This window comes from Arthrobacter pascens (genome assembly GCF_030816475.1).
GTDB classification, from domain to species: Bacteria; Actinomycetota; Actinomycetes; order Actinomycetales; family Micrococcaceae; genus Arthrobacter; species Arthrobacter pascens_B.
The window spans coordinates 1,872,149-1,897,405 of record NZ_JAUSXF010000001.1 but is presented as its reverse complement, the minus strand read 5'-3'; the positions used below and the strand labels follow the sequence as shown (position 1 = coordinate 1,897,405).

Here is a 25,257-nt window from a genome sequence, read left to right as displayed (position 1 = left end):
ATGAGAGGCAAGAAAATGACTAAACGAGCACATCGGCTCACGGCATGCGGCTCGGCCTTCATACTGGTGCTGGCGACGCTCACTGCGGCGTCGGCAGCAACGGCTACTGCAGCGCCGGCGCCGCCGGAACTGTGCGGGCCCGGGTCGGCGATCAATTTTATCCGCTCTGACTTCCAGGCCGCACCGCGGATCGACAACCAGTGGTTCCCGCTCACGCCCGGCATGCAGTTCACCACGACCGGCACCGTCACCTCCGCTGACGGCGTGCATGCGCACTCAGTCATCCACACGGTCACCGGCCTTACCAAACTGATCGATGGCGTTCAGACCCGGGTGATGTGGGACCGCGACTACGATGACGGCGAGTTGGTTGAATCCGAGCTGGCCTTCTTCGCGCAGACCCGTCAGGGCGCGGTATGGCTGTTCGGCGAGTACCCCGAGGAGTACGAGGGCGGTGAGTTCGTCGGAGCGCCGAGCACCTTCATCAGCGGCCTCGCCAAAGCCCAGGCCGGCATCGCCATGAAGGCCAACCCGCGGACCGGCACAGCCGCCTACGTCCAGGCCTACGCCCCCAAGGTCGACTTCCTGGACTGTGGCGACGTGTTCCAGCAGCACCAGCACCTCTGCGTTCCCACAGGCTGCTACAACGATGTCCTGGTCATCGACGAGTTCAACCCCCTTGAGCCCCCGGAGGCGGGGCACCAGCGCAAGTTCTACTCGGCAGGCACGGGCCTGGTAAAGGTCACGGCCGTCGGCGGTGAGGAGCAGGAGTTCATGGACCTCGTTAAGATCAGGAAGCTTAGCGCTTCTCAACTGAGCGAGGTCAACCGCCAGGCCCTGGAGCAGGACGAGCGTGGCTACACGGTCAGCAGAAATGTCTATGCAAAGACGCCGAAAGCCGAAGTTGAAGGAGCCGCCCCGGCCTCATGACGGCCCACCCAAGCGGGAGAGCAGGGGAACGGGAGGACGGCATCATGTGCCGCCCTCCCGATCTGCTGCCGTCCGGTTACGCGGGGAGCGCCTAGCGCACGTCCTCGTCCAGCCAGTCCATGGATTTGGTCACAGCCTTCTTCCAAAGGCGCATCTGCCGGTCCTGTTCGGCCTGGTCCATCTTGGGCTCCCAGCGCTTGTCCTCGGACCAGTTCGCCGAGAGCTCGCCGAGGTCCTTCCAGAAGCCGACGGCGAGCCCCGCAGCATACGCGGCACCCAGGGACGTCGTTTCCACGACCTTGGGCCGAATAACCGGGACTCCGAGGATGTCCGCCTGGAACTGCATCAGGGCATCGTTGGCGACCATGCCGCCGTCGACCTTCAGTTCCGTGAGCGGGACGCCCGAGTCCGCGTTGACCGCATCCAGCACTTCGCGGGTCTGGAAGGCCGTTGCCTCGAGGGCAGCACGGGCAATGTGGTTTTTGTTGACATACCTCGTCAGGCCAACGATGGCGCCCCGGGCGTCTGAACGCCAGTATGGTGCGAACAGGCCCGAGAACGCCGGAACGATGTACACCCCGCCGTTGTCCTCAACAGAGGCCGCGAGGGTCTCTACCTCAGGGGCGCTGCTGATCAGGCCCAGGTTGTCCCGGAGCCATTGAATGAGCGAACCGGTGACGGCGATGGAGCCTTCAAGGGCGTAGTGCGGTGCGGCATCCCCAAGCTTGTAGCCAACTGTTGTCAGCAGGCCGTTCTTGGAGTGCACGATCTCCTCACCCGTGTTGAAGATCAGGAAGCAGCCTGTGCCGTAAGTGTTCTTCGCTTCGCCGGTCTGGAAGGCGGCCTGGCCGAACGTGGCAGCCTGCTGGTCGCCCAGGATGCCGGCAACAGGGACTTCACGGAGCAGCTGCGAGGTGTGCACTGTCCCGTACACCTCCGAGGAGGATTTGATGGCGGGCATCATGCTGGCCGGAACTCCGAACGCGTCCAGGATCTCCTGATCCCATTGCAGCGTCTGGAGATCCATGAACATGGTCCGGGAGGCGTTGGTGACGTCGGTGACGTGAACGCCGCCGTCCACTCCCCCGGTGAGGTTCCACAGCACCCACGCATCAGTGTTTCCAAAGACCAGGTCACCCGCTTCTGCCTTGGCCCGCGCGCCCTCGACGTTGTCGAGGATCCACTTGATTTTGGTGCCCGAGAAGTACGTCGCCAGCGGGAGGCCGACCTTCTGCTTGAACCTTTCGGGACCGCCGTCCCTGGCCAGTTCGTCCACGATGCCCTGGGTTCGGGTGTCCTGCCAGACGATGGCGTTGTAAACGGCAACACCCGTGGTCCTGTCCCAAACGACGGCAGTTTCGCGCTGGTTGGTGATGCCGACGGCGGCGATGTCATGCCGGGTCAGATTCGCCTTGGAAAGTGCAGAGCCGATGACTTCGCGGGTGTTGTTCCAGATCTCGGCGGGGTCATGTTCCACCCAGCCTGCCTGCGGAAAGATCTGCTCGTGTTCCATCTGGCCCGAGGACACGATGTTGCCGCTGTGGTCAAAGACCAGGGCCCGGGTGCTGGTGGTGCCCTGGTCGATGGCGACTACGTACTGGTTCATGATTTCGACGTCCTTGTCTTTCTGCAGGGGTAGTTGTGGCAAATAGCTCGGGCTCGGTCAGGAACTGGCAGCTGCTGCGATGAACTGTACGATCCGGACTATCATCCTGCCCAGCGCGCCACCCACGAACGGACTGACCAACGGGATCCAGGAATAGCCCCAGTCGGCTACCCTGGTCCAGTTATGCGACCAGGCTGTGGATCTGCACGCGGTGGTAGCGCTCCAGAACCTCCTGCGCGCGGTGAATTTCGGCTGCCTTGGCGGCGGTATCCCAGCCCAGCGGGCCGGCCAGCACATCGGCAATCTCGTTCAGCAGTTCACCGGTCACCAGGCCCTTGAATGCCAGTGAGGTCCGACGGATCAGGACATCGACGAGGTGCCCGACCTGCTCGTGCCCGGCCATGAATTCCAGCTCACGGACGCTGAGTTCGCGGGTGGAGCGCAGCAGCCGGTCCTGGCCCGCGTCGAGATAACTGATCACGGCTTCAGCCCGGGTACCGTAGCGGGTCAGGAGGGCGGCCGTGCGGTCAGCATCCCGCCCGGCGGACATGTTCGCCTTGATCCACTTCTGGACGCCGGCTTCGTCCGCCGGGAAGCCGGCACCCCCGCCGATGGCGAGCTTCGCCGTCGAAATCTTCCGGTCCATGCCCAATTCGGCGAGGACGTCGTCCGTCATGTGTTCGGCGAGCGCCCGGAAGGTGGTCCATTTCCCGCCCACCAGGCTCAGTACGACGGCGGCGCCCTCGCCGGGGGTGCGTGCGCCTGTATGGCGCTCGATCCGGTAGTCCCGGGATACGAATCCGGGCTGCGTCGCCTCGTGCCTGGGCAGCGGACGCACCCCCGAGAAGGTGTAGACGATCTGCTCCCGCTGCACGCTGAGGGTCGGGAACACATGGCCGATCAGGTCAAGGAAGTAGTCGATTTCCTCATCCGTGCAGACGGCGTCCCCGGACATGTCCGCGTCCACGTCCGTGGTGCCCACCAGGACACGGTCCCCCATCGGGTAGATGAGGACGATCCGGCCGTCAGTGTGTTCGAAGAAAATCTCCCGCCCCTTGCAGGCGTCGAGGAGTCCGGGGTGATCCAGGACAATGTGGGAGCCCTTAGTGCCACCCATGAACGTTGAAGAAGCGCCCAGGGCCTGGTTGGTGAGGTCCACCCAGGCACCCGTAGCATTGACGATGACATCGGCTGTGAAATCGAAAACTTCGCCGGTCAGCTCGTCCCGGAGCCGGACAATGCTGCCTGTTCCCGTGTTGGAAACGCCTGCCCCCGAGTCGGCCGACAAGTAATTGCTGGCGCGGGCAGTGGCGCTGCCCGGTGCGGTTCCGTTCACCGTGCCGGCCCTTTCGCCGTCCTGGAGGACATCCAGGGTGAGGCGTTCGGGATTGTGTACCGAGGCGTCAAAGTAGGTGGCAGCGTATTTGATGCCGGGGTGGAGTAGCGGAAGCTCCGCGAGGGCCCGCTTGCGGCCGACGAAGCGGTGCCGCGGCACGCTGCCGCCGTCGCGGGAGAACGAGTCGTACATAGTGAGGCCTAGCTTGATCAGGAAGGCTCCGCGTTCCTTGGGCTTGCCTTGCTGCTTGTGCGTCAGGAACCGCAGGGGCGCGGACATCAGGCCGGAAAAGGTACTGAAAATGGGGATGGTGGTCTGGAGCGGCTTCACGTAGTGCGGGGCGATGCGCAGGAGGCGGTTCCGCTCCACGACCGATTCCCGGACCAGGCGGAACTCGCCGTTCTCCAAATAGCGGATGCCGCCGTGGATCATGTGCGACGACGCTCCACTGGCGCCCTGGCAGTAGTCACCACGTTCCACAAGGGCCACATCCACGCCCTGCAGGGCGAGGTCGCGGAAAGTGCCCACCCCGTTAATTCCGCCGCCGATGATCAGCACCTTGGCGTGCGGGCGCTGGCGCAGGCCTTGCACGGAAGTCCGGTCTGAAGCGGCATGTGTAGCGGCATGTGTACCGGCTGTGCCATGACCGGATGAATCCTTAAGTCCCAAAACAACTCCCTTGGGTTTGGTCCTATGCGGCCACCATTGCAGGTGGACCGCGGTTCTTCAACTATTCTTTGGAGTTATGGAAAATGTAGTCAAGCGCTATGCACGAAGGTGCACGGAGGATCCCCGATGACGCGCTCGCGCCATTCAGAAGCCCTTCGCGCTGCACAGATGTATTACCTCCAGGACCTAACCATGGACGCCATCGCGCGGGAGCTCAGGACGTCCCGCTCCACGGTCTCCAGGCTTCTTTCCGCGGCGCGTGATTCCGGGCTCGTGCAGATCCAGATCCGCAATCCACTCGATACCGGACCCGAGCTGGAAGGAATGATCCGGAGCCGGTACAACGTGGATGTGCATGTTGTCCCGGTGCTGGAAACCCTGAACGAGGCGGAGACACTGGACCGGGTTGCCATTCAGGCTGCCCGCACCATCGGCCCGCTGGTGGACTCCAATGCGATCATCGGGGTGGCCTGGGGATCGACACTCAGCGCAGTCAGCCGGCACCTGACTCGGAAAATCACCCACGACAGCGTGATCGTGCAGCTCAACGGCGCCGGAAACATGCACACAACCGGTATCACGTATGCCAGTGACATCATGCGCCGCTTCGGGAGTGCCTACGGAGCCCGTGTTGAGCAGTTCCCCGTTCCCGCCTTCTTTGACCACGCAGCCACCAAGACTGCCATGTGGAATGAGCGCAGCGTGCAGCGGATCCTTGAACTCCAGTCAAGGATGAGCATCGCCATCTTCGGTGTGGGATCAGTCGACGCTGACTACCCCAGCCATGTGTACGCCGGCGGCTACCTCGACGAAACCGACCTGAATATCCTGGCCAGTTCCGATGTGGTGGGTGACGTAGCCACCGTTTTCTTCCGGGGTGACGGATCCTCAGACGGAATTGTCCTGAACGAAAGGTCAACGGGGCCAGCTTTCACGCAGCTGCGGGAAGTGCGCCGGCGGATCTGTGTGGTCTCCGGCGCCTCCAAGATCAACGGCCTGCGCGGCGCCCTCACCGCGGGACTGGCAACGGACCTGATTCTCGACGAAGCCACCGCGCGCCGCCTGGTAACGTTCAGCGGCGTCTCCTGACTCAGTGGGTAGAGTCGTTGCTATGAAACCTTCACCCCGGCTCAGCCTGAACAACGGCGTGCTGATCGACCAGTTGGGCCTGGGTCTGTACAAAGTTCCGGCAACAGAGGCCGCCGGGCTGGTCGTCATGGCGCTCTCCGCAGGGTACCGGCACTTCGACACAGCGGCGATGTACGGCAATGAAACGGGAGTGGCACGCGGTATCAGCTCCCTGACCGGTCCCGACGGCGGCAGCGGCGGCTCGGGGGAATCATCACCTGCGATGTCCCGTGAGGACCTCTTTATCACCACAAAGGTCTGGAACGAGGACCAGGGATATGACAGAACCCTCCGCGCCTTCGACACTTCCATGGTCAACCTTGGCCTGGACTACGTGGACATGTACCTGATCCATTGGCCCTGTGCCAGGCGCGGGCTGTTCATGGAAACCTACAAGGCCCTGGAGACGCTCTACCGCGAAGGGAAAGTGCGCGCCATCGGAGTCTGCAACTTCCAGCCCCAGCACCTGGACCGGCTGCTGCAGACTGCCGAGGTGGTCCCGGCCGTGAACCAGATCGAACTGCATCCCTGGCTCCAGCAGGCGGAACTGAGGGAGAAACACGAAGGCCTCGGCATCCGGACCGAGGCCTGGAGTCCGCTGGGGCGGGGTCATGTCCTGGCCGATCCGGTTGTCCGGGCCTGTGCCGCCGAACACGGCCGGACGCCGGCGCAGGTCATCCTGCGATGGCACATCCAGCTCGGTAACATCGCCATCCCGAAGGCAAGCTCCGACGCCCGGATCAGGGAAAACCTGGACGTCTTCGGCTTTGAGCTCTCGGCCCGGGACATGGCCGCCCTCGCAGACCTTGACCGTGGCCACCGCTCCGGCTCCCACCCTGACAACGTCAACTAGGACCGAGGCACATGAAAACAGCAGACCCCCGACCTTCCGCCACGCCGTCCTACTTCAGCCAGGAGCTTGCCGGCCGGACCACGGCATCAAACATCACGCTCGACGGCGGATCAGTCGCCTACTGGACGTACGAACCCGTCCGGGTGACCGCCGAAACCCGCACCATCCTGGTCATCCACGGCTTCCGCGGGGATCACCACGGCCTGCTCAGGGTGGCGGACCAGCTTCCCGAAATGCGGATCATCATGCCCGACCTCCCCGGTTTCGGAAGCTCAGGGGCGTTTGCCGCAGGTCCGCACACCGTGGAGCACTACGGCAGGTTCATTGCCGGCTTCATGGCCGACCTGGGCCTCGGCCCGGACACGGTGCTGCTCGGCCACTCATTCGGTTCAATCATCGCCGCGCATTTCGTAGCGGCCCACCCCGGCGCCGTCACCCCCCTGATCCTCATCAACCCCATTGCCGCGCCGGCGCTGGAAGGCCCCAAGGGCATCATGACCAAGCTGGCTGTCCTCTACTACCGGCTCGCCGCCCGGCTCCCCCGCCGCGTGGGGCTGGCCTTGCTCCGGAGCCCCCTCATTGTCCGGGTGATGAGCGAGGCCATGGCCAAGACCGATGACAAGGATCTGCGCCGCTTTATTCACGGCCAGCACCATGCCTACTTCAGTGCGTTCGCGAACAGGGAAAGCCTGCTCGAATCCTTCACGGCATCCGTCAGCGGGCACGTCGCGGAAGTGGCCGGAAAGCTGACTCTTCCGGTCCTGCTGGTTGCCGGCGAAAAGGACGAGATCGCCACCCTCCCGGACCAGCACCGCCTGGCGGAGCTGTTGCCGGCCGGCACGCTCGCGGTGATTCCCGGCGTCGGACACCTGATCCATTACGAGACGCCGGGGCAGGCAGCCGGCTTCATCCGCAGCTTCCTGAAGGACCACGCCGCGTGAAAATAGTCATAGACGCACGGTTCACCCGCACCGACCACCACGACGGCATCAGCCGGTACGGTGCCAGCCTGATCGCAGCAACCTCGAAGATCGCCGACGTCTCCATGCTCATCAGCGACCACCGCCAGCTTGCCCTCCTCCCGGACGTCCCCTACACGCTGATCAACAGCCCGCTGTCCCCGCTGGAGCTGTTCGTGGCCCGCAAGGTGAACCCGCTCGGCGCCGACGTCGTGGTCTGCCCCATGCAGACCATGGGCAGCTGGGGGCGCAAGTACGGGCTGGTCCTGACCCTCCACGACCTCATCTACTACGAGCACCCGGCACCCCCCGGATTCCTTCCGGCGCCCGTGCGGGTGCTGTGGCGCCTTTACCACAAAGCCTTCTGGCCGCAGAGGCTCCTACTCGACCGGGCGGACATCGTCGCCACCATCAGCCGAACCACCGAAGCCCTGATGGCAAAGTACCGGCTGACGAGGCGCCCGGTCAGGATCATCAGCAACGCACCGCAGCCTGCCCAGGAGCCGCGTGATCCCGGCGCCGGAGCCGACCATTCGCTCGTCTATATGGGTTCGTTCATGCCGTACAAGAACGTTGAAACCATGATCTCCGGGATGGCTGAGCTGCCGGATTTCACCCTCCATCTGCTGAGCAGGATCACCCCCCAGCGTAGGGCCGAACTGGAAATCATGGTCCCGCCAGGCGCCAAGGTGGTTTTCCATAACGGAATCACTGACGGGGATTACGCGACCCTGCTCAAGCGGGCAACCGCGCTGGTGAGCCTGTCCCGTGCTGAGGGCTACGGCCTTCCGCTCGTCGAGGCAATGGCACTCGGCACGCCGGTGATTGCCAGCGACATTCCGATCTTCCGGGAAGTGGGGGGAAAGGTGGCCTCTTACGTGGATCCTGCCTCCGCCACGGAATTCGCCGCCGCTGTGAAGAAACTGCGCGACGACGAACACTGGCAGGAGGTTTCCCGGCTTTCCGTGGCCCGGGCGCGGGAGTTCAGCTGGGATGAATCGGCCCGGCAACTGGTGGACGTGGCTCACGACATCGTGACGATGCGCTCACCATCCGGACGCTGACGCGGCAGGACCGGCCGGCGCTGAAGGACCGCGCCAGAGGTCAAGGAAAGCGTTAGAGGACGTCCACGCCATCCAGCCGGACCTGCACCGGTTCCTCGCTCCGCCTGGCGGCTGCCGCGGCCCTGGCAGCCCTCAGGATCCCGGTGACAGCGGCTGCCTGCCCGTACGGGAAGAACAGCAGGGTGCGGACGTCCTCCCCGGAGCGCCGGGGCGCGGCAGCGCCGCTCAGGAGCAGCGGTGCGGGACCGGCGGTCCGCAACGTGACGCCGGACGGTTCCAGCTGCCTTTCCACACCTTCCGTGAATTGCACGACGGCGCTACGAGGGCCGGTGACCGACGCGAGCCGGACGGCCGGCGGCAGCTGAAGCTCCTTCCGCAGGGATAGTTCCCGTTCGGCATAGCCGGCCGGATCCCAGCGAAGCAGAGCCCCGACGGCGCTGCTGTCAGTCGCCGTAATGACGACCAGGCCGTCCTCGGACGCCGGCCGCACGAGCGCCGCCGCGTTGAACCAGCGGCGCACCGTGTCCTCCCCGGCGCGCAGGTTTTCGCGCCGAAGCAGGGAGTCGCCGTCGAGGAGCAGGGCAGCGGCGTATCCGCCGTCCGCGACGGGCTCCGCGCCGATAGTGGCCACCACCAGGACCTTGGCGTTGGCCACCTCAGCCTTGACCTGGTCGCCGGAGGACGTGATCACGGGCTTGCCGGGGAAGGCCCGGCCGAGTTCCTCAGCCGTCCGCAGAACGCCGGTAGCGCCCTTGCGGAGCCTTCGCCCGCTGCAGTGGGCGCATTGCCAGTCCGGTGCCGGTGTGGAGCACCAGCGGCACTGCGGGATCGCTGAACTGCCACTGGCGCCGGCTACTGCCAACGGGCCCTGGCATGCTTCGCAGCGGGCGGGTTCCCGGCACGTTTCGCACACGAGGGAGGGCGCGTAGCCTGCCCGGGCGACCTGAACCAGGACGGGCCCGCGTTCCAGCCCCTCCTTGGCGGCGCGCCAGGCTGCTCCGGGAAGCCGCGCGATCCGGGCCAGCGGGTCACGTTCCTGTTCGAAGCTGTCGGCGGTGTTGAGTACCCGGGGAACTGTCCGGCGTACCACGGCGCGGTCTGCGTCGACAGGGAGGGCCCAACCTGTTTCCACCAGGCGCTGAAGTTCTGTGCTGCGCGTATGGCCGGCCATCAGGCAGGCAGCAGCTTCCTGCTCCGCCCGCAGCAGGAGCACGTCCCGGGCATGGGCGTAGGGTGCACGCTGCTCGATGTGCAGGTCATTGCCGTCATCCCAGCAGGCCACCAGGCCCAGGTCCCGCACGGGGGCGAACGCGGCTGATCGGGTGCCGATAGCGACTCGCGCAGACCCGTCAAGCACGCGCAGGAAGTTCCGGTAGCGCGGGGTGGGCCCGTCCTCGGCGGTCAGCCGGGCGATGTCTTCTGCGGGAAGCACTTCCCGCAGTGCGGTTTCCAGCCGCTGAAGGTCGCGGTAGTCGGGGACGACCACCAAGGCACCCCGGCCGGAACCGCGCACGGCTGCTACTGCCTCGGCAATGAGATGGGGCCAGGCGGCATTTCCGTAGCCCTGGAGCGGACTGAAGACAGCACGCGGTGCCCCGCCATCCCGGAGGTGCCGGAGGAAAGCCGGGCCGTTGCGGTAATCTGCCCAGTGCGTTTCGGGAGCCCTGGCAGCCGCCGCAGCAGGGCCTGCCACAGACGGTTGGAGGTTCTGCTGATGACCCTCTGCGTCCGCAACTTGCCCGGCTTCGGCCAGGAATTCCTTCTCCAGGCGGGCCACCCGGGGTGGAACCGCGACGCGGAGGACATCGCTCAACGTTCCGGCATACCGGGCCGCCACGGCAGCGGCGAGGATACGGACTTCCGGCGTGAGGACGGAAAGCGGGGAGACCACCTTCTGCAGCGGAACCAGGGCGTGGCCGGCGTCGGACTCGGCAATGCGCTCGAGGAGGAATCCGGACAGTTCCTGGCCGTTGAAACTGACCTTGACCCGCACCCCCGCCTGTGCTGCGCCGTCCAGGCCGGCTGGCACGCTGTAGTCGAAGGGACGGTCAAGATGGGGCAATGATGACTCCACCAATACCCGGGCGACCGGAAGGTGGGGGGCCAGCGCAGGGCCGGCCTGCGGAGTCTTGGCCGGGAATCCCTGCAGCAGGGACATCTGCCCTGAAGCCATGGCGGCACCCCCTTCACGATCCTGCTCCAATAACCGCCCGATAAGCTCCCGACAAAATCGCGTGACCGGACGGTTTCATCCTCACTGGATATGACCAGCCAACCACTCGCCCCCGACATTTTCCATGACGGGCAGGTTGGGGGATGCGCTAGGCGTTGAAAAAGGCCTTGAGGTCATCGACGCGGTCCAGGCGTTCCCAGGTGAAGTCGGGATCATCCCTGCCGAAGTGGCCGTGCGCGGCAGTCTTCGCGTAGATAGGCCGTTTGAGGTCCAGGGCGTCTATGATGGCACGCGGGCGCAGGTCGAAGATCTCCGCGATCGCGGCACTGATCCGGGCGGGATCCACGGTTTCCGTACCGAAGGTCTCCACGTACGTGCCGACAGGGCGGGCCTGGCCTATCGCGTAGGCAATCTGGATTTCGGCACGCTTTGCGAGGCCGGCGGCGACGACGTTCTTGGCAACCCACCGCATGGCGTAGGCTGCTGAGCGGTCCACCTTGGACGGATCCTTGCCCGAGAATGCTCCGCCGCCGTGGCGGGCCATACCGCCGTAAGTGTCGACAATGATCTTGCGTCCGGTCAGTCCGGCGTCACCCACAGGGCCGCCGATGACAAACTCCCCTGCGGGGTTGAGGATGTTGGCCGCGCGGGAAATGTCGAGGTTGGCACCTGCCAGCACCGGCTCGATCACGTAGGAGGCCAGGTCTGCGCGGAGCCGGTCCAGGCTTGCGCCTTCGGCGTGCTGGCTTGAGATCACCACGGTCTCGACTGAGACAGGAACGTCGCGGTCGTAGCCGACAGTCACCTGCGTCTTGCCGTCCGGCCGGAGGTAGGACAGTTCGCCGGACTTGCGGACTTCGGTGAGGCGTTCAGACAAGCGGTGGGCAATCCAGATCGGCGTCGGCATATAGGACGGGGTCTCGTCACTGGCATATCCGAACATGAGGCCCTGATCGCCCGCACCCTGGAGGTCGTAGTCGTCCTCCTGGCGGCCCTCGCGGGCTTCGAGCGAGTTGAAGACTCCCCCGGCGATGTCGTTGGACTGCTGGCCGATGGACACCGACACGCCGCAACGGGCGCCGTCGAAGCCGTTGGCCGAGGAATCGTAGCCAATGCCCAGGATGGTTTCCCGGACGATTTGCGGAATCTCGACATAAGCGTCTGTGGTGACCTCACCGGCCACGTGGACCAGCCCTGTGGTTGCCATGGTTTCCACTGCCACGCGGGATTCCGGGTCCGCGGCGAGCAGCGCATCAAGGATGGCGTCGCTGATCTGGTCGCAGATCTTGTCCGGATGGCCTTCGGTGACCGACTCCGAGGTGAAGAGCCGGAGCGCGGAGGGCGTGGCCCCCTGGGTGTGGGGAATATGCAGCGGTAAAGTCACTCAACTACCTTACTGGTTGGGAACCGGACGTCGGGCACCATATGTCCCCGCGCTAAGGAACACTGCGGGTCCTGGTATCAGGCGCGGGGCGAAACGTGGTTCAGCTCGAAGCCGATCCTGGTGATCACAGCGCCTGAAACCTCGCTTTTGGTCCCCGAAGCCAGTTGCGGCTCCGAGCCGGAACGGGCCAGGATCACCACGGAGTTGGAGTCCTGGCCGAAGACTTTGTCCGTGCCCACATGGTTGACGACGAGCAGGTCACAGCCTTTGCGGCGGAGCTTGGCTTCCGCATATGCCAGCACGTCCCCCTGCCCGTCGCCCGTCTCCGCCGCGAAGCCGACAATCAGCTGGGTCCGCTGAGCGCCATCCCGGAGCTCCACGAGCTCCTGCAGGATGTCCGGGTTCCGTACGAGGGTTATGACTGGATCCGCGGTGTCGTCGCGTTTCTTGATCTTGGTGTCCGAGATTTCGGCGGGACGGAAGTCCGCCACCGCGGCGGCCATGATGATGACGTCGGAGTCGGCTGCCGCTGCCAGCGCTGCTTCGCGCAGCTGCAAGGCAGTCTCCACCGTCACGACCTCGACGCCGGCGGGCGGCGGCACCTCCATGTGGGCGGCCAGGAGCCGCACGGAGGCCCCCGCGTTGCGGGCGGCGACTGCCAGGGCGACCCCCTGTTTACCTGACGAGCGGTTCCCGAGGAAGCGCACAGGATCCAGTGGCTCCCGGGTCCCGCCCGCACTGATGGTGACGGTACGCCCCGCCAGCGGAAGCTGGTAGTCGGACCGGCCCTGGGCGAGGGCCATGGCGGCATCAAAGATCGCTTCCGGCTCGGGGAGCCGGCCTGGTCCTGAATCGGCACCGGTCAGCCGGCCGCTGGCTGGCTCCAGCACGGCGATGCCACGCCCGCGGAGGGTCTCCACGTTTGCGCGGGTGGCGGCGTGCTGCCACATCTCGGTGTGCATGGCCGGGGCGAAAAGAACCGGCCCCCTGGCCATCAGCAGGGTGTTGGTCAGCAGATCATTGGCCTGCCCGGTAGCCGCGCGGGCCATGAGGTCCGCTGTTGCGGGCGCCACGACGATCAGATCCGCTTCGTGACCAAGCCGCACATGGTTGACCTGATGAACGTCGTCAAAGACGCTGTTGCTGACAGGATTCCCGGAGAGCGCCTCCCAGGTGGCGACTCCGACAAAACGCGTGGCGGCCTCGGTGGGGATCACCGTGACGTCATGGCCTGCTTCAGTAAAAAGCCGGAGGAGCGATGCCACCTTGTAGGCGGCTATCCCTCCCCCGACTCCGAGGACTATGCGCACGTGACCTCCGTCAACAGGCAGTCTGCTTGGATTGCTGCTGGACTGCTGTTTACTCTGCAGCTTCGATCGGCGTGGAAACGAGCTTGCCTTCGTTGATCTCGCGCAGGGCGATTGACAGCGACTTCTCGTTCAGCTTGGTGTCAACCAGCGGGCCGACGTACTCGAAAAGGCCCTCGTGCAGCTGGGCGTAGTAAGCGTTGATCTGACGTGCACGCTTGGCACCGAAGATCACCAGGCCGTACTTGGAATCAGCTGCCTCAAGAAGCGAGTCGATCGGCGGGTTGATGATGCCTTCAAGGTTCGTGGACACGAATTCTCCAAATTCTAACGGGCTGATGCGTTCCGTGCTTTAGCGCGGGTTCGGGGTCAGCCCCATGAGTGAAACAAGCTCGTCCGCTGCCCGGCGTACGTCATCATTGATGACGGTATGGTCAAACTCCGGTTCAGCGGCCAGTTCCAGTTTAGCGGTTTCCAGCCTTTGCTGCTGTTCCTCGACCGTTTCGGTGCCACGGCCCACCAGACGGCGGACCATTTCTTCCCAGCTCGGGGGCGCCAGGAAGACGAATTGGGCGTCCGGGACAGCCTCCTTGACCTGGCGCGCCCCCTGCAGGTCGATCTCGAGCAGGACGGAGCGGCCATCGGCAATGGCCTGCTCTACTGTGCTCCGCAGGGTCCCATAGCGGTTCTGGCCGTGGACCACGGCCCACTCGAGCAGTTCGCCATCTTTGATCAAGCGGTCGAATTCGTCAGCGGTCTTAAAGAAGTAGTGCACTCCGTCCCGCTCCCCGGGCCGCGGGGCGCGGGTGGTGGCTGAGACGGACAGCCAGACGCCGGGGTAGTTGTCCCGGATGTAAGTGGACACGGTGCCTTTGCCAACAGCCGTCGGACCAGCGAGGACTGTCAGTCCAGGTTTCTTGCTCACGTATTCCTTTGCGGCGCAATTCGGGGACGGGCGGAAGGGTCCGCCCTACTTCTCGTCTATAAAATCTACCAGCGCCTGGCGCTGGTGAATGCCCAGTCCGCGGACCCTGCGGGATGTTGCGATCCCCAATTGCTTCATGATGGCTGCTGCCCTCACCTTTCCGACACCGGGCAGCGCCTCCAGCAGCTCCGCCACACGCATCCTGGCAAGGGCGTCATCCGCTGTGGCAGAGCTGAGGAGGTCCGCGGCCGTTGTCTCCCCGTTTTTCAGCCGCTCTTTTGCTGCTGCCCGGGCGGCCCGGGCAGCAGCAGCCTTGTTCAGCGCATCAGCGCGTTCCGACGCGGATAAGGGTCGCAGGGCCATGGAGGACACCCCCTGATTCGTCGGCCAGGTCCACGGCAACTGCCGTTGGACTTTTCCTGAAACCTACTCTTTGGAGACCACTGAATCAATGCATCCGGGAAACGCGTGGCTATTCCCCGCGGAGCCCGTCAAGGGTGCGCTGTGCGGCCTCGCGCAGTCCCCGGATTGCGGGTCCTTCCGCAAGGATTTCCCGGCTGGACGTTCCCAGCACCTGCGGGTAGGCCGGCCCGAAGGTTTTGCGCAGGTCAGCCGGAGTGGCCCCCTGGGCACCCAGCCCGGGAGCAAGGACGGGACCGTGCATTGCCTTCAGATCCATGCCCAGGTCGGACAGTGCCGATCCCACTGTGGCGCCCACGACGAGTCCCACCGAGCCGAGGGAATCCCCATACCTGCGGTTCTCCGCTGCCGCCGCTTCCGTGATCCGCTTTGCCACTGAGTCGGTTCCGCCGAGGTGCTGGACGGAGGCGCCTTCAGGATTTGAGGTCAGCGCCAGGACAAACACGCCACGGCCGTTCAGGGCGGCCAGGTCAAGGGCCGGCCGGAGTGACTCAAAGCCCAGGTACGGACTCAACGTGACGGAATCGGCTGCCAGGGATGAACCGTCGCGCAGCCACGCGTCCGCGTAGGCAGCCATGGTGGATCCGATGTCTCCGCGTTTCGCATCCGCGATGGTGAGGACCTGCTCCTGGGCGGCGGCGGCCAGAACCTCTTCGAGGACTGCCATACCGGCGGAACCGTGGCGCTCGTAGAGCGCTACCTGCGGCTTCACCGCGGCAGCGAGCGAACCCACGGCCTCCAGGACCGTCAGCGAAAAGCGCCGCAGCCCGGCGGCGTCGTCGCCCAGTCCCCAGCTCTGGAGCAGCGCGGGGTGCGGGTCAATGCCGACGCATAACGGGCCGACGGCGGCCATGGCAGCCGCCAGCCGGGAACCGAAGGACTCCCGGCCGGCAGTGTCAAGTACCTGCTCAGGCATGCTGCAGGGCCGCCTTCTGCCTTGCCGCGTCCTGCGAGGCGGCCAGTGCCGCAGCATGCTCCTGCAGGCTGGTCACCGACCATTCGTACGTGCGCATGGCCTCGATCGCCTGCACGGCGGCGTTGAACTCGGCCACCGTAGTGATGCACGGAATGCCGATCGAGGTTGCCGCGGCGCGCAGTTCGTAACCGTCGCTGCGGGCTTCGCCGCCGGAGGGCGTGTTGAACACCATGTCGATTTCCCCGGCGATGACGAGGTCCGCGATGGTGCCCTCCCCCTCGGCACTGCTGCCTTCGGCGACCTTGCGGACCGGGGTCGCCTGGATGCCGTTGCGGCGCAGCACGTCAGCGGTGCCGCCGGTGGAGACAATCTCGAAGCCTAGGTCCGAGAGCCTTTTGACGCCCATGATGACCGAACGCTTGTCCCGGTTGGCGACGGAGACAAAGATCTTGCCTTCGGTGGGCAGCGCGTTGTTGGCTGCGGCCTGGCTCTTGGCGAAGGCGGTGTCGAAGTGCTTGTCGATGCCCATGACCTCGCCCGTGGAGCGCATTTCCGGGCCCAGCAGAGAGTCGACAACCTTGCCCTCCGGAGTGCGGAACCGGCTGAACGGCAGGACGGCTTCCTTGACCGATACCGGCGCGTCGAGCGGCAGGGTGGAGCCGTCACCGGTTTCCGGCAGCATCTTGTAGGCGCTCCTGAGCTGTCCGATGGTCACGCCGGTGCCGATCAGGGCTGCAGCCTTGGCCATCTGCACGCCGGTGGCCTTGGACACGAACGGGACGGTGCGCGAAGCACGCGGGTTTGCTTCGAGCACGTACAGGACGTCGGAGGCGAGGGCGAACTGGATGTTGATCAGGCCGCGCACGCCCACGCCTTCGGCGATGGCACGGGTTGCGGTGCGCACCCGTTCCAGGACGTTGGTCCCCAGCGTGATGGGAGGCAGGACGCAGGCGGAGTCACCGGAGTGGATACCGGCTTCTTCGATGTGCTCCATGATCCCGCCCAAGTACATGTCGGTACCGTCGAAAAGGGCGTCAACGTCGATTTCGACGGCGTCCTCCAGGAACCGGTCGATCAGGACGGGGTGGTCCGGGGTGATCTCGGTGGCGTTGGCGATGTAGCGGGAGAGGTTCGGCTCGTCGTAGACGATCTCCATGCCGCGGCCGCCCAGCACGTAGGAAGGACGGACCAGGACCGGGTAGCCGATCTCGTCGGCGATCTTCTTGGCGTCCTCGAAGGACACTGCGGTGCCGTTCTTCGGGGAGATCAGGCCGGCCTTGTCCAGGACGCGGGAGAATGCGCCGCGGTGTTCGGCGAGGTCGATCGCTTCCGGGGAAGTGCCCAGGATGGGCACGCCGGCGTCGGCCAGCTGCTGTGCCAGCTTGAGGGGTGTCTGGCCGCCGAGCTGGACGAACACACCCATCACACCGCCGGTGCGTTCCTCCGCCGCGATGACCTCCAGGACGTCCTCGAGGGTCAGCGGCTCAAAGTACAGGCGGGTGGAGACGTCGTAGTCCGTGGAGACCGTCTCCGGGTTGCAGTTGACCATGACAGTTTCGTAACCGGCCTTGCGCAGCGCCATGGAGGCGTGGACGCAGGAGTAGTCGAACTCGATGCCCTGGCCGATGCGGTTAGGGCCGGATCCGAGGATCAGGATGGAGGGCTTGGAGTGCAGCGCAACCTCGTCCTCTTCGTCATAGGACGAGTAGTGGTACGGGGTGTAGGCGGCGAACTCAGCGGCGCAGGTGTCCACCGTCTTGTAGACCGGACGGATTCCCAGTGCCTGGCGCACACCGCGGACCACGGCCTCGGAGTTGTGCGTCAGGGCACCGATCTGCTCGTCGGAGAAGCCGTGGCGCTTGGCCCGCTGCAGCATGTCAACGGTGAGTGCGCCGGACTGGCGGATCTCGCGGGAAATCTCATTCAGCAGCTGGAGCTGATCCAGGAACCACGGGTCGATCTTGGTGGCCTCGTACAGGTCCTCCACGCTGGCGCCGCCGAGGAGGGCACGCTGGACCTGGTGCAGGCGCTCGGTGGTGGGGCGCTTTGCCTTCTCGATCAGTTCTGGCACTTCCCATTCAGGGACATGGCTGAAGTCCAGCTGTGAACCCTTCTGCTCAAGGGAACGCAGTGCCTTCTGCAGGGCCTCGGTGAAGTTGCGGCCCATGGCCATGGCTTCGCCCACGGACTTCATGGTGGTGGTCAGGGTGTTGTCCGCCGCCGGGAACTTCTCGAAGGCGAACCGCGGTACCTTGACGACGACGTAGTCCAGGGTGGGCTCAAATGACGCGGGCGTCTTCTGGGTGATGTCGTTCGGGATTTCGTCCAGGGTGTAGCCCAGGGAGAGCTTGGTGGCGATCTTGGCGATCGCGAAGCCCGTGGCCTTGGAAGCCAGTGCCGAGGAGCGGGACACGCGCGGGTTCATCTCGATGACCACAACACGTCCCGTGTCCGGTTCGATGGCGAACTGGATGTTGCAGCCGCCGGTGTCAACGCCCACTTCACGGATTACGGCGATGGAGATATCGCGGAGCCGCTGGTATTCACGGTCCGTCAGGGTCAGCGCGGGTGCCACGGTGATGGAGTCGCCGGTGTGCACGCCCACGGGGTCGAAGTTCTCGATGGAACAGACAACCACCACGTTGTCGTTCTTGTCCCGCATCATTTCCAGCTCGTATTCCTTCCAGCCGAGGATGCTCTCTTCGAGCAATACCTCGCTGGTGGGGCTGTACTGCAGGCCCTGGCCGACGATGCGGCGCAGGTCATCCTCGGTGTATGCCAGGCCGGAGCCGAGCCCGCCCATGGTGAAGGACGGCCGGACCACCATGGGGTAGCCGAGGTCCTCGGCGGCCTTGAGTGCCTCGTCCATGCTGTGGATGATGTGGCTGCGTGCAGACTCCGCACCGCAGCGCTCCACGACGCCCTTGAACTTTTCGCGGTCCTCGCCGAGTTCGATCGCGGCGATGTTGGCGCCGATGAGTTCCACGTTGTACTTCTCGAGCACGCCGTTCTTGTCCAGCGCGATGGCTGTGTTCAGTGCGGTCTGTCCGCCCAGGGTGGGCAGGACAGCGTCCGGCCGTTCCTTGGCGATGATCTTCTCCACCACCTCAGGAGTGATGGGCTCGATGTAAGTGGCATCCGCGAACTCAGGATCGGTCATGATGGTGGCCGGGTTGGAGTTCACAAGGATGACCCGGAGGCCTTCCTCCTTGAGGACCCGCAGTGCCTGGGTGCCGGAGTAGTCGAATTCGGCGGCCTGGCCGATCACGATGGGGCCGGAACCGATGACCAGGACGCTCTTAAGGTCAGTTCTCTTAGGCATTACTTCTTGTCCTCAGTGTTGTTGTCAGTCGTGCTTGGAGCGGCGGGGTGGACGGAATCCACTGGTTCTCCGGAGAGGTTTGCGGTGCGGCCGGTGGTGTTTGGCTTAATGTCCTCCATCAGGTCGATGAAGCGGTCGAACAGGTAGGCTGCGTCGTGCGGGCCGGCCGCCGCCTCGGGGTGGTACTGGACGGAGAAGGCCGGGATGTCCAGGCACGCGAGGCCCTCGACGACGTCGTCGTTCAGGCTGATGTGGCTGACTTCAACGCGGCCGTACCGTTCCTCCGGGGCCTGGGTGGCGCCGTCGAGCGGTGCGTCCACGGCGAAGCCATGGTTCTGCGACGTGATCTCCACCTTGCCGGTGCGCCGGTCCATCACGGGCTGGTTGATGCCGCGGTGGCCGTAGCGCAGCTTGTAGGTGCCGAAGCCCAGCGCGCGGCCCAGGATCTGGTTGCCGAAGCAGATGCCGAAGTAGGGCAGCTTCTCGTCCAGGACGGAGCGGAGGAGCTTCACCTGGGCGTCTGCGGTGGCGGGGTCGCCGGGCCCGTTGGACATGAAGAAACCGTCAGGGTTGACTGCCTTGACGTCCTCGAGGGTAGCGGTGGCGGGGAGCACGTGAACGCGGACGCCGCGCTCGGCGAAGCGGACGGGGGTCATCGCTTTGATGCCGAGGTCGATGGCGGCGATGCTGAACCGTGCGTCGCCTTCCCAGCCGTGGTCCTTGGGCTCCACGACGTAAGCCTCGTCGACGCTCACTTCCTCAGCCAGCCGCGCGCCTTCCATCGGTTCGCTGGCGAGAACCAGGTCCACGAGCTCCTTCTCAGTGGCCGCGGCAGCATCGCCGGAGAAGATGCCTGCACGCATGGTCTTGTGTTCGCGCAGGTGGCGTGTGATGGCACGGGTGTCGACGCCCTGGATGCCGATGATGCCCTGCTCCACGAGTTCGTCGTCCAGGCTGCGCTCGGAGCGCCAGTTGGAGGGGCGCCGGGCGGCGTCGCGGACGATGTAGCCGGCAACCCAGATGCGTCGGGACTCGGCGTCTTCGCTGTTGACGCCGGTGTTGCCGATGTGCGGCGCTGTCTGGACCACCAGCTGCCGGGCGTAGGACGGGTCGGTGATGGTCTCCTGGTAACCGGTCATGCCGGTGGCAAACACGGCCTCGCCCAGGGCGGTTCCGGTGGCGCCGTAGCTGGTGCCGCGGAAGATCCGGCCGTCCTCAAGCACGAGGGCTGCCGGGACGGGCGTGGAAACTGCTGGAGTGGCCTTCTCTGCTGCTGCTGTTACTTGTGTTTCTGTCACTGTTTTACTTTCCACTCTGGGGATCAGCCTGGGGGGCCGCGGAGATCAAATGCTGAAGGGATTCGAAGAGGGCGGATTTGTCCGCGGCGCGGCGGGTACGGAAACCCGTGTCCAGCTCGTGGGAGCCGAGCTTCCAGCTCAGTACCAGGAGGCCGTCCTTTTCGACGAACTTGCCGGCCATCCCGCTTTCCTGCCGGACAGCGGTCAGGTCCGCCACGGGAACATAGAGAGCCGGCGCTCCCGATCTGTCGAAGAGGACGCCGTGGGGATACACGTTGAGGACTGCGTTGGTCCGGATGCCGAGCCCGTGGACCGCTATCCGGTCCAGCCAGTCACCTGCGGTGGTGGAGGCAACGTACTGGCCTTCTGCGCTGCCGAGCGGCACGCCCGGCGCCGCAGGCACGGCAGGCAGAGGTTCGACGTCGGACTGCCGCCTGAGGCGGTTGCGCCAGCCAGCCCAGATCAGTCCCAGGACGACGGCGATGAGCGGCAGGGTGATGAGTAAGGTGAGCGTTTTGTTGTCCATCAGGAAGCGCCTGCGGGCGAAGGCTGCCGGTAAGGCGTGTTGAGCTCGCCGTCCAGGACAGTGGGGTGGCCCTTGAAGAAGGTGGCAACAACCTTGCCGGGGAGTTCCATTCCGGCGAACGGTGAGTTCCGGCCCATGGTGGCCATCGTGGACGGGTCGACAGTCCAGCGCGCGGCCGGGTCCACCAGGATGATGTTGGCCGGCTCACCTGCGTCGAGGGGACGGCCCTGGTCCGCCAGCCTGCCGATCTGCGCGGCGGCCGTGGACGTGACCCGGGCAAAGTCCGCCCAGGTCATCAGCCCGGTTTCGATCATGGTGTGCTGGACCACGGACAGTGCGGTTTCCAGCCCGGTCATGCCCATGGCCGCCTGCGCCCACTCACATTCCTTGTGCTCGCTGGGGTGCGGGGCGTGGTCGGTGCCGACGACGTCAATCGTGCCATCCGCCAGTCCGGCGCGCAGGGCCTGCACATCCGCATTGGTGCGCAGCGGCGGGTTGACCTTGTACACGGGGTCGTAGGTGCGGACCAGTTCATCGGTGAGCAGGAGGTGGTGGGGCGTGACCTCGGCGGTGACGTTGATGCCGCGTTCCTTGGCCCACCGGATGATCTCCACTGAACCGGCGGTGGAGACGTGGCAGACGTGCAGGCGGGAATCCACGTGCTGCGCCAGCAGTACGTCACGGGCGATGATGCTCTCCTCGGCCACGGCAGGCCAGCCGGCGAGTCCCAGGACGGCGGACACTTCGCCCTCGTTCATCTCCGCACCGGCGGTGAGGCGAGGTTCCTGCGCGTGCTGGGCCACCACGCCGTCGAACGCCTTGACGTATTCCAGGGCCCGCCTCATCAGGACCGGGTCGTGCACGCATTTGCCGTCGTCGGAGAACATCCGGACGCGGGCACGGGAATCGGCCATGGCGCCCAGTTCTGCGAGCTGCTCCCCCGCCAGGCCCACCGTCACGGCGCCCACAGGACGGACATCGACCCAGCCGGCGTCCCGGCCCAGGCTGTAGACCTGCTCCACCACGCCAGCGGTGTCGGCAACAGGGGTGCTGTTGGCCATGGCGTGCACGGCAGTGTAGCCGCCCAGTGCGGCAGCGCGGGTTCCGGTCTCGACAGTCTCAGCGTCCTCGCGGCCGGGTTCGCGCAGGTGGGTGTGCACGTCCACCATTCCGGGCAGGGCTATCAGGCCGGAGGCATCGATGACGGTTGCGCCGTCGGCAGCGTCGGTTCCCGCCAGGCCGGTGCCCCGTTCAGCGATCCGGCCGTCGCGGATGAGCAGGTCCTCGGTGCCTGCGCCCAGGATCGCTGCGCCGCGGATCAGATAGGTTCCGTTATTGTCTGGCATCAGTTGCTCTCCTTGGAGTTGGCGGCTGGTTCCCGGGTGTCCCCGGAGAGCAGCAGGTACAGGGCGGCCATCCGGACTGACACGCCGTTCCGGACCTGTGCAAGCACGGTGGAGCGGGGCGAGTCGGCGGCGGCCGCGGAAATTTCCAGGCCCCTGTTCATGGGGCCGGGGTGCATGATGATGGTGTCCTTCATGCCCAGGCTGTCCAGGGTCCGGAGCCGATTGTCGTCGAAACCCCAGCGGCGGGAATATTCACGTGTGCTGGGAAAGAACGAGGCATTCATCCGCTCGCCCTGCACGCGGAGCATCATGACGGCGTCAACGCCGCCTTCGAGGGTCTCGTCCAAGTTGTAGCTCACCTTGGACGGCCACTTTTCGACGCCGATGGGCAGCAGCGTGGGCGGTGCCACGAGGGTTACTTCCGCACCAAGCGTGCGCAGCAGCCACACGTTGGAACGGGCGACCCGTGAGTGCAGGACGTCGCCGGCGATGGCCACCCGCATTCCCTGGAGGTCTTCCCCGATGGATCCCGTTCCGGAGAGTTTCGCCCAGTGCCGGCGCATGGTGAACGCGTCCAGCAGTGCCTGAGTGGGGTGCTCGTGGGTTCCGTCGCCGGCGTTGATAACGGCGGCGTCGATCCAGTCTGTGGAGGCCAGCCGGTGCGGCGCGCCCGACGCCCAGTGGCGAATGACGACGGCATCGGCGCCCATCGCTGACAGAGTCTGGGCAGTGTCCTTGAGGGACTCGCCCTTGGACACGGAGGAGCCCTTCGCGGCGAAGTTGATGACGTCGGCGGACAGGCGTTTTGCCGCCGCCTCGAAGGAGATCCGGGTGCGGGTTGAATCCTCGAAGAACAGGTTCACCACCGTGCGTCCCCGCAGGGCAGGAAGTTTCTTGACCTCCCGCTCCCCTACTGCCGCCATTTCCTCGGCGGTATCAAGGATGCGGATTGCGTTGGCAAGGCTGAGGTCTTCGGTGGAGAGCAGGTGCTTCATGCGCCGCCCTCGATGACGACTTCGTTCAGACCTGAGCCATCTGCAGCTGTGTCTGTCTCTTCAAGGCGGACCCGGACCTTTTCCGCGGACGACGTCGGCAGGTTCTTGCCCACGTGGTCCGCCCTGATTGGAAGCTCACGGTGTCCGCGGTCGATCAGGACAGCGAGCCGGACGATGCGCGGACGGCCAAGGTCGATAATGGCGTCCAGGGCGGCGCGGATAGTTCGGCCCGAGTAGAGTACGTCGTCGATCAGCACCACAACCTTGTTATCGATCCCCGTAAGCGGCAGCTGGGTGGGATAGGGCGGGCGGGTTGGTTGGTGGGAGAGGTCATCGCGGAACATCGTGACATCCAGCTGGCCAACGATGGCTGCAGGGTCAACGGCAGGGTCCGCGGCGGCGATTTTGCGGGCCAGCCGGGCCGCCAGCGGGTAGCCGCGGCGCGGAATGCCCAGCAGCACCAGGTCCTTGGAGCCCTTGTTGGCCTCGAGGATCTCATGGGCGATACGAGTAAGTGCACGGTCAATGTCAGCCTGGTTGAGGACAACCCTGGCTGGAACCGGTGCGTTGGTGACAGAAGTCAACGCTCGTCTCCCCTTTCCCCGCCTCACAGGACGGAATTAAAAAAGGATTATTTGCCCCTCAAAATTACCACACGGTCTGCTGGCGCCTTGCGCCCGGCAGGGCGTCGATGGTCACACTCCTGCACTTCGCGTAGCGTCGGCCTTGGACGCCGGGTGGGGGCGCCATAGGCTTTCTGCTATGTCCATGCATCCCCGTCAGCCGCCTCCTGAGCCGTCCCGCGCGACATCCGGACCAAGGACTTCCCTGCCCGGGCAGGCCAACCCCAGCTGGATGGGGCAGGTGGAACCGGAGAATTACCGCGAGGCACCGGCGAAGAGTGGCGGGCCCGTTCGCGCCCTGCCGGTACACGCCATGCCGGTCGATGGCGCAGCGCCGCGGGCAGGCACCGCTGCCAGGAGTGCTGTGGGGCGGCCATCGGCCGGGCTCCTGGCGCTCGGGATCGGCGGGGGCGGCCTCGCGTTCCTGAGCCTTTTCCTGGTGGTGCCTTTCCTTTTGGCAAACACGGGACCCGCGGGTTTCCTGGGGGGATTCGTTGCGTCGCTGATCCCGTTGTCCGCCGTGCTGCTGGCTGTCCACGTGATCGACCGCTGGGAACCGGAACCCGGGCACCTGCTGTTCTTTGCCTTTACCTGGGGCGCGGCAGTGGCCGTCGCTGTGACGCTCCTGGTCCAGCCGTTCTTCGCCCTGACCTTCGAGTTCTCGGGCGAGTCGGACTTCCAGACCTATATGGCCACCGTCCAGGCCCCGGTGGTGGAGGAGTCCGCAAAGTCGCTGGGCCTGCTGCTGCTGCTGATTCTGGCCCGCAAGCATTTCGACGGGCCTGTGGACGGTGTGGTGTTCGCGTTCACCATCGCCGGCGGCTTCGCCTTTACGGAAAACATCCTGTACTTCGGCCGTGCGATCGCCGAATCGGCGAGCCCGGCGAGCGATCTGGCCCAGATCTTCCTGCTCCGCGGCGTAATGTCCCCTTTCGCGCATGCGATCTTTACCGGCACGACGGGACTCATCATGGGCTTCGCGGCACGCCGCTGGCACATGGGCGTCTCCGTGGCAGCGTTCTTCATCGGGCTACTGCCTGCCATGCTCCTGCACAACCGCTGGAACAGCATGGGGCAGGGTTTCCTGGCCGATTACATCCTCGTCCAGGTCCCTATTTTCTTCCTGGCCATCCTCGGAATCATCCTGCTCCGGGTCGCCGAGAACCGGCTTACCCGGCAGCGGCTGCTTGAGTACGCCGCGGCGGGATGGTTTACCCCCGCGGAGGTGGCCATGCTCGCGACCGCAAGCGGGAGGCGGGCCGCCGTGGCATGGGCGGGCCGCTACAACCGCAGGCATCAGATGAAGTCATTCGTTAAGGCTGCGACGCAACTCGCCTTTACCAGGCAGCGGATCCTCAGCGGCCGGGACGTGCAATTGCACCAGGTCGAGGAACGGGACCAGCTGCAGCGCATTCTGGCGCTGCGGGCCGCCGTCGCCGGCTGATGCCGCTTGGCCGGGTGCATCCCCATCCTTCGT

Annotated in this window: 21 protein-coding genes; 6 read left to right on the top strand and 15 right to left on the bottom strand. The window is 65.3% G+C overall.

Features of this window, described 5'->3' with window-relative positions; all coding sequences use genetic code 11:
- Positions 1-15: 15 nt before the first annotated feature.
- The gene (locus QFZ40_RS08720; RefSeq protein WP_306903893.1) at positions 16-930 is read left to right on the top strand and encodes a hypothetical protein; all 915 of its coding nucleotides are present in this window, start codon (positions 16-18) and stop codon (positions 928-930) included.
- A gap of 91 nt (positions 931-1,021) precedes the next feature.
- Here QFZ40_RS08720 and glpK read toward each other — a convergent pair whose 3' ends face one another.
- Both glpK and QFZ40_RS08710 read right to left on the bottom strand, forming a co-directional pair.
- Positions 1,022-2,536, bottom strand: a complete 1,515-nt coding sequence (gene glpK / locus QFZ40_RS08715; RefSeq protein WP_306903892.1) for a glycerol kinase GlpK — start codon at positions 2,534-2,536, stop codon at positions 1,022-1,024.
- Positions 2,537-2,717: 181 nt separating this feature from the next.
- Entirely contained in the window at positions 2,718-4,541 is a 1,824-nt protein-coding gene (locus QFZ40_RS08710) for a glycerol-3-phosphate dehydrogenase/oxidase (protein ID WP_373427415.1), read from the bottom strand.
- A 126-nt stretch (positions 4,542-4,667) separates the two neighbouring features.
- Here QFZ40_RS08710 and QFZ40_RS08705 point away from each other — a divergent pair, with 126 nt between their 5' ends.
- Genes QFZ40_RS08705 through QFZ40_RS08690 form a run of 4 tightly spaced genes read left to right on the top strand, consistent with a single transcriptional unit; the run spans position 4,668 to position 8,545 of the window.
- Entirely contained in the window at positions 4,668-5,630 is a 963-nt protein-coding gene (locus tag QFZ40_RS08705; protein WP_306903890.1) for a sugar-binding transcriptional regulator, read from the top strand.
- Positions 5,631-5,652: 22 nt separating this feature from the next.
- A complete protein-coding gene (locus tag QFZ40_RS08700) occupies positions 5,653-6,522 on the top strand; it encodes an aldo/keto reductase (RefSeq protein ID WP_306903889.1) in 870 nt (289 codons plus the stop codon).
- Positions 6,523-6,533: 11 nt separating this feature from the next.
- The gene (locus tag QFZ40_RS08695) at positions 6,534-7,463 is read left to right on the top strand and encodes an alpha/beta fold hydrolase (protein ID WP_306903888.1); all 930 of its coding nucleotides are present in this window, start codon (positions 6,534-6,536) and stop codon (positions 7,461-7,463) included.
- Entirely contained in the window at positions 7,460-8,545 is a 1,086-nt protein-coding gene (locus tag QFZ40_RS08690) for a glycosyltransferase family 4 protein (RefSeq protein WP_306903887.1), read from the top strand. The genes QFZ40_RS08695 and QFZ40_RS08690 overlap by 4 nt, the downstream gene beginning before the upstream one ends.
- A 52-nt stretch (positions 8,546-8,597) precedes the next feature.
- Here the strand turns inward: QFZ40_RS08690 and QFZ40_RS08685 are convergent, their stop codons facing one another.
- From QFZ40_RS08685 to pyrR, 13 genes are all read right to left on the bottom strand, one after another.
- Complete coding sequence (locus QFZ40_RS08685) at positions 8,598-10,718, bottom strand: primosomal protein N' (protein WP_306903886.1); 2,121 nt, start codon at positions 10,716-10,718, stop codon at positions 8,598-8,600.
- 148 nt (positions 10,719-10,866) lie between these two features.
- Positions 10,867-12,102 carry a methionine adenosyltransferase gene (gene metK, locus QFZ40_RS08680; protein ID WP_306903885.1) on the bottom strand — a complete coding sequence of 412 codons (1,236 nt, stop codon included), beginning with the start codon at positions 12,100-12,102 and terminating at the stop codon, positions 10,867-10,869.
- Between the two features lie 77 nt (positions 12,103-12,179).
- On the bottom strand, positions 12,180-13,412 hold the full coding sequence (coaBC, locus tag QFZ40_RS08675; RefSeq protein WP_306903884.1) for a bifunctional phosphopantothenoylcysteine decarboxylase/phosphopantothenate--cysteine ligase CoaBC: 1,233 nt from the start codon (positions 13,410-13,412) through the stop codon (positions 12,180-12,182).
- Positions 13,413-13,461: 49 nt separating this feature from the next.
- Positions 13,462-13,722 carry a DNA-directed RNA polymerase subunit omega gene (gene rpoZ, locus QFZ40_RS08670; protein ID WP_003800778.1) on the bottom strand — a complete coding sequence of 87 codons (261 nt, stop codon included), beginning with the start codon at positions 13,720-13,722 and terminating at the stop codon, positions 13,462-13,464.
- Positions 13,723-13,761: 39 nt separating this feature from the next.
- Positions 13,762-14,334, bottom strand: coding sequence for a guanylate kinase (gene gmk, locus QFZ40_RS08665; protein ID WP_306903881.1), 573 nt, complete (start codon positions 14,332-14,334; stop codon positions 13,762-13,764).
- A 45-nt stretch (positions 14,335-14,379) separates the two neighbouring features.
- On the bottom strand, positions 14,380-14,697 hold the full coding sequence (mihF, locus tag QFZ40_RS08660; protein ID WP_306903880.1) for an integration host factor, actinobacterial type: 318 nt from the start codon (positions 14,695-14,697) through the stop codon (positions 14,380-14,382).
- A 109-nt stretch (positions 14,698-14,806) separates the two neighbouring features.
- Positions 14,807-15,670 carry an orotidine-5'-phosphate decarboxylase gene (gene pyrF, locus QFZ40_RS08655; protein WP_306903879.1) on the bottom strand — a complete coding sequence of 288 codons (864 nt, stop codon included), beginning with the start codon at positions 15,668-15,670 and terminating at the stop codon, positions 14,807-14,809.
- The gene (gene carB / locus QFZ40_RS08650) at positions 15,663-18,992 is read right to left on the bottom strand and encodes a carbamoyl-phosphate synthase large subunit (protein WP_306903878.1); all 3,330 of its coding nucleotides are present in this window, start codon (positions 18,990-18,992) and stop codon (positions 15,663-15,665) included. The genes pyrF and carB overlap by 8 nt, the downstream gene beginning before the upstream one ends.
- Positions 18,992-20,314 carry a glutamine-hydrolyzing carbamoyl-phosphate synthase small subunit gene (gene carA, locus QFZ40_RS08645; RefSeq protein ID WP_373427470.1) on the bottom strand — a complete coding sequence of 441 codons (1,323 nt, stop codon included), beginning with the start codon at positions 20,312-20,314 and terminating at the stop codon, positions 18,992-18,994. Before carA ends, carB begins: the two co-directional genes overlap by 1 nt.
- Positions 20,295-20,816 (bottom strand): PH-like domain-containing protein, encoded by a 522-nt coding sequence (locus QFZ40_RS08640; RefSeq protein ID WP_306903877.1) that lies wholly within the window; start codon positions 20,814-20,816, stop codon positions 20,295-20,297. The genes carA and QFZ40_RS08640 overlap by 20 nt, the downstream gene beginning before the upstream one ends.
- A complete protein-coding gene (locus tag QFZ40_RS08635) occupies positions 20,816-22,162 on the bottom strand; it encodes a dihydroorotase (RefSeq protein WP_306903875.1) in 1,347 nt (448 codons plus the stop codon). The genes QFZ40_RS08640 and QFZ40_RS08635 overlap by 1 nt, the downstream gene beginning before the upstream one ends.
- Entirely contained in the window at positions 22,162-23,157 is a 996-nt protein-coding gene (locus QFZ40_RS08630) for an aspartate carbamoyltransferase catalytic subunit (protein WP_306903874.1), read from the bottom strand. Before QFZ40_RS08630 ends, QFZ40_RS08635 begins: the two co-directional genes overlap by 1 nt.
- Positions 23,154-23,741: a bifunctional pyr operon transcriptional regulator/uracil phosphoribosyltransferase PyrR gene (pyrR, locus tag QFZ40_RS08625; protein ID WP_306903873.1), complete on the bottom strand. Its 588-nt coding sequence runs from the start codon at positions 23,739-23,741 to the stop codon at positions 23,154-23,156. Before pyrR ends, QFZ40_RS08630 begins: the two co-directional genes overlap by 4 nt.
- A 178-nt stretch (positions 23,742-23,919) precedes the next feature.
- Here pyrR and QFZ40_RS08620 point away from each other — a divergent pair, with 178 nt between their 5' ends.
- Positions 23,920-25,224: a PrsW family intramembrane metalloprotease gene (locus QFZ40_RS08620; RefSeq protein WP_306903872.1), complete on the top strand. Its 1,305-nt coding sequence runs from the start codon at positions 23,920-23,922 to the stop codon at positions 25,222-25,224.
- The last annotated feature ends 33 nt before the right edge of the window (positions 25,225-25,257 follow it).

Bases quoted from the DNA above. Each gene is read 5' to 3' on its own strand.
- QFZ40_RS08640 (WP_306903877.1), bottom strand. From the start codon at position 20,816: ATGGACAACAAAACGCTCACCTTACTCATCACCCTGCCGCTCATCGCC.
- QFZ40_RS08620 (WP_306903872.1), top strand. From the start codon at position 23,920: ATGTCCATGCATCCCCGTCAGCCGCCTCCTGAGCCGTCCCGCGCGACA.
- QFZ40_RS08705 (WP_306903890.1), top strand. From the start codon at position 4,668: ATGACGCGCTCGCGCCATTCAGAAGCCCTTCGCGCTGCACAGATGTAT.
- QFZ40_RS08685 (WP_306903886.1), bottom strand. From the start codon at position 10,718: ATGGCTTCAGGGCAGATGTCCCTGCTGCAGGGATTCCCGGCCAAGACT.
- QFZ40_RS08695 (WP_306903888.1), top strand. From the start codon at position 6,534: ATGAAAACAGCAGACCCCCGACCTTCCGCCACGCCGTCCTACTTCAGC.
- QFZ40_RS08720 (WP_306903893.1), top strand. From the start codon at position 16: ATGACTAAACGAGCACATCGGCTCACGGCATGCGGCTCGGCCTTCATA.
- QFZ40_RS08700 (WP_306903889.1), top strand. From the start codon at position 5,653: ATGAAACCTTCACCCCGGCTCAGCCTGAACAACGGCGTGCTGATCGAC.
- pyrF (WP_306903879.1), bottom strand. From the start codon at position 15,670: ATGCCTGAGCAGGTACTTGACACTGCCGGCCGGGAGTCCTTCGGTTCC.
- QFZ40_RS08635 (WP_306903875.1), bottom strand. From the start codon at position 22,162: ATGCCAGACAATAACGGAACCTATCTGATCCGCGGCGCAGCGATCCTG.
- mihF (WP_306903880.1), bottom strand. From the start codon at position 14,697: ATGGCCCTGCGACCCTTATCCGCGTCGGAACGCGCTGATGCGCTGAAC.
- QFZ40_RS08630 (WP_306903874.1), bottom strand. From the start codon at position 23,157: ATGAAGCACCTGCTCTCCACCGAAGACCTCAGCCTTGCCAACGCAATC.
- carB (WP_306903878.1), bottom strand. From the start codon at position 18,992: ATGCCTAAGAGAACTGACCTTAAGAGCGTCCTGGTCATCGGTTCCGGC.
- glpK (WP_306903892.1), bottom strand. From the start codon at position 2,536: ATGAACCAGTACGTAGTCGCCATCGACCAGGGCACCACCAGCACCCGG.